The sequence below is a fragment of the Streptomyces fuscichromogenes genome (genome assembly GCF_014645815.1).
Lineage (GTDB): Bacteria > Actinomycetota > Actinomycetes > Streptomycetales > Streptomycetaceae > Streptomyces > Streptomyces fuscichromogenes.
Genome location: NZ_BMML01000087.1, coordinates 1 through 3,210, shown reverse-complemented (window position 1 = coordinate 3,210; position 3,210 = coordinate 1). Strand labels below are relative to the sequence as shown.

Here is a 3,210-nt window from a genome sequence, read left to right as displayed (position 1 = left end):
GGCGTGCGTCGGGGTTGGCTGGGTTGTTGGTGTCGTGTGGGGTGGGGCGTGGGTCGGTGGTGGGGGTGTTGGTGGAGCGGTCGGTGGATGTGGTGGTGGCGTTGTTGGGGGTGTGGAAGGCGGGTGGTGTGTATGTGCCGGTTGATCCGGAGTATCCGGTGGAGCGTTTGGGGTTGGTGTTGGGGGATGTTCGGCCGGTGTGTGTGGTGACGAGTGGGGTGTTGGCGGGTGGGGTGTTGGCGGGTGTGGTGCCGGAGGGGGTTGCGGTTGTGGTGGTGGATGGTGTGGAGGGGGTTGGGGGGTCGGTGGTGGGGGTGGTTCCGGAGCCGGGGGATGCGGCGTATGTGATGTACACGTCGGGGTCGACGGGGCGGCCGAAGGGCGTGGTGGTCACACACGGCGGCTTGGCCAACCACCTGACCTGGGCGCAACGTGAGTTCACCCTGGAGCCGCGGGACCGAGTCCTGTACAAGACGCCGTTCGGGTTCGACGCCTCGGTGTGGGAACTGTGGTGGCCCCTGATGGCCGGGGCGGCCATGGTGGTCGCCGCACCGGGAGAGCACCGTGATCCGGCCTACCTGGCGGATCTGATCCGGCGTGAGCGGGTCACGGCCGCCCACTTCGTGCCTTCCTTGTTGACGGCGTTCGCGGCCGAACCCGCGGCGGCGGACTGCGGGACCCTGCGCATGGTTCTCTCCGGTGGCGAGGTGCTGACGAGCGGGTTGTACGAGCGGATCACGGGGCTGCTGGACGTGACCGTGCACAACCTGTACGGGCCCACCGAGGCCACCGTCGACACGACGTCCTGGCGCGCCACCGGCCCGGTTGCGGAGGGCGGCAGTGTCCCGATCGGCCGGCCCGTCGACAACGCCCGTGTCTACCTCCTCGACCGGTTCCTGCGGCCGGTGCCGCCCGGAGTGGCCGCGGAGTTGTACATCGCCGGGACGGGTCTGGCGCGGGGGTATCTGGGGCGGTTCGGGTTGACGGCGGAACGGTTCGTGGCGTGTCCGTTCGGAGCGCCGGGCGAGCGGATGTACCGCACGGGGGATGTGGCCCGCTGGACGGCGGAGGGACAGCTCGTCTTCATGGGGCGGGTGGACGACCAGGTGAAGGTGCGCGGGTTCCGGATCGAGCCGGGCGAGGTCGAGTCCGCCCTCGCGGCACATCCGGCGGTGGCTCAGACCCTGGTGATCGCACGGGAGGACGCGCCCGGTGACGGGCGTCTGGTCGCCTACGTCGTTCCCGACGCCGCCGGCGTGGCAGGCGACGACCTGCCCGGTGAGCTACGCGGGTACGCGGGCCGGCGGTTGCCGGAGTACATGGTGCCGTCGGCCGTGGTGGTGCTGGACGCGTTGCCGCTCATGGTGAACGGGAAGGCGGACCGGGCTGCCTTGCCGGCGCCGGAGTACGCGGTGGCCGGGAGCGGTCGGGGTCCTGCCACGGTGGCCGAGGAACTCGTCTGTGCGGTGTTCGCCGAGGTTCTGGGTCTGGAGCGGGTGGGGGTGGAGGACAACTTCTTCGAGCTGGGCGGGCATTCGCTGTTGGCGGTGTCGTTGGTGCAGCGGTTGCGCGAGCGCGGGTTCGGGGTCTCGGTGCGGGTGCTGTTCGAGGCGCCGACTCCGGCTGCGCTGGCCGCGGCTGACGGCGTCGGCGGCGGCGGTGGTGTGGTGGAGGTACCGCCGAACGGGATCCCGCAGGGCGCGGAGGTGATCACGCCGGAGATGCTGCCGTTGGTCGATCTGTCCGCCGTGGAGGTGGAGTTGGTGTGCGCGGCCGTCGAGGGCGGCGCGGCCAACGTGGCGGACGTGTATCCGCTGGCCCCTGTGCAGGAAGGCATCTTCTTCCACCATCTGCTCGCCCGGCCCGGCGAGTCGGACGTGTACCTGGTCCCGACGGTCGTGGCCTTCGATGGCCGCGAGCGGTTGGACGGGTTCTTGTCGGCGTTGCAGTGCGTGGTGGACCGGCATGACATCTACCGGACCGCGTTGGTGTGGGAGGGGTTGCCGGAACCGGTGCAGGTGGTGCGGCGCCGCGCGACCGTGCCGGTGACAGAGGTGGTCCTGCCCGAGACCGGTGAGCCGGCGGCCGAGCTGCTGTCGGCGGCGGGTTCATGGCTCGACGTGCGCAGGGCGCCGTTGCTGCGGGTGCATGTGGCGGCGGAGCCGGGCAGCGGGCGGTGGCTGGCGCTGGTGCAGGTGCATCACCTGCTCCAGGACCACACGGCGCTGGAGGTGGTGCTGGACGAGGTCGCGGCGTTCATGGCAGGGCGCGGGGACGAGTTGCCGGTACCGCTGCCGTTCCGCGACTTCGTGGCGCAGGCGAGGCTGGGGGTCTCCCGTGCGGAGCACGAGGAGTACTTCGCGGCCCTCCTGGGGGATGTCACCGAGCCGACGCTGCCGTTCGGTCTGTCCGACGCCCATGGCGATGGCACCGGGGTGCGGTCGGCGCGGTTGACCCTGGACGACGGTCTGGCGGAGCGGATTCGGGAGGGTGCGCGTGGGTTGGGGGTGAGTCCGGCGACGTTGTTCCATGTGGCGTGGGCGCGGGTGTTGGCGAGTCTGTCGGGTCGTTCGGATGTGGTGTTCGGGACGGTGTTGTTGGGTCGGATGAATGCCGGTCGTGGGGCGGACCGGATTCCTGGCCCGTTCATGAACACGTTGCCGGTGCGGCTCGATACGGCGGCTCATGACGTGGTCGCGGCGGTCAGGGCGATGCAGTCCCAGCTGGCCGGCCTGCTGATGCACGAGCACGCGCCCCTGGCCCTGGCCCAGCAAGCCAGCGGAGTCCAGCCGTCGGCCCCGCTGTTCACCTCGCTCTTCAACTACCGCTACTCGTCGAGCCGGCCGACCGGCCGGGGACATGGCGGCGCGACCGGCGGACTGGCCGGAGTGAGGACCCTCCTCACTCTGGAGCGGACCAATTATCCGTTGGCTGTGGCGGTTGATGATTTGGGTGTTGGCTTTGGGGTGACGGTTGATGTGGTGGAGCCGGGGGATGCGGGGGTGGTGTGTGGTTTGTTGCGGACTGTGGTGGAGGGTTTGGTGGGGGCGTTGGGTGTGGGGTCTGGGGTGGGGCTGGGTGAGGTGGGGGTGTTGTCGGCGGGTGAGCGGGAGGAGATTCTGGCGGGGTGGGGTGTTGGTGTTCCGGTGTCTGGGGTGTCTGGGGTGTCGGGGTTGTCGGTGCCGGAGTTGTTTGCGGCGCAGGTGGTGT

Annotated in this window: 1 protein-coding gene; it reads left to right on the top strand. The window is 70.2% G+C overall.

Annotation, left to right across the window (positions count from 1 at the left end):
* Positions 1-29: 29 nt before the first annotated feature.
* Positions 30-3,210: non-ribosomal peptide synthetase (locus IEZ11_RS50205; protein WP_308426613.1), on the top strand; the 3,181-nt coding region annotated here is incomplete at its 3' end.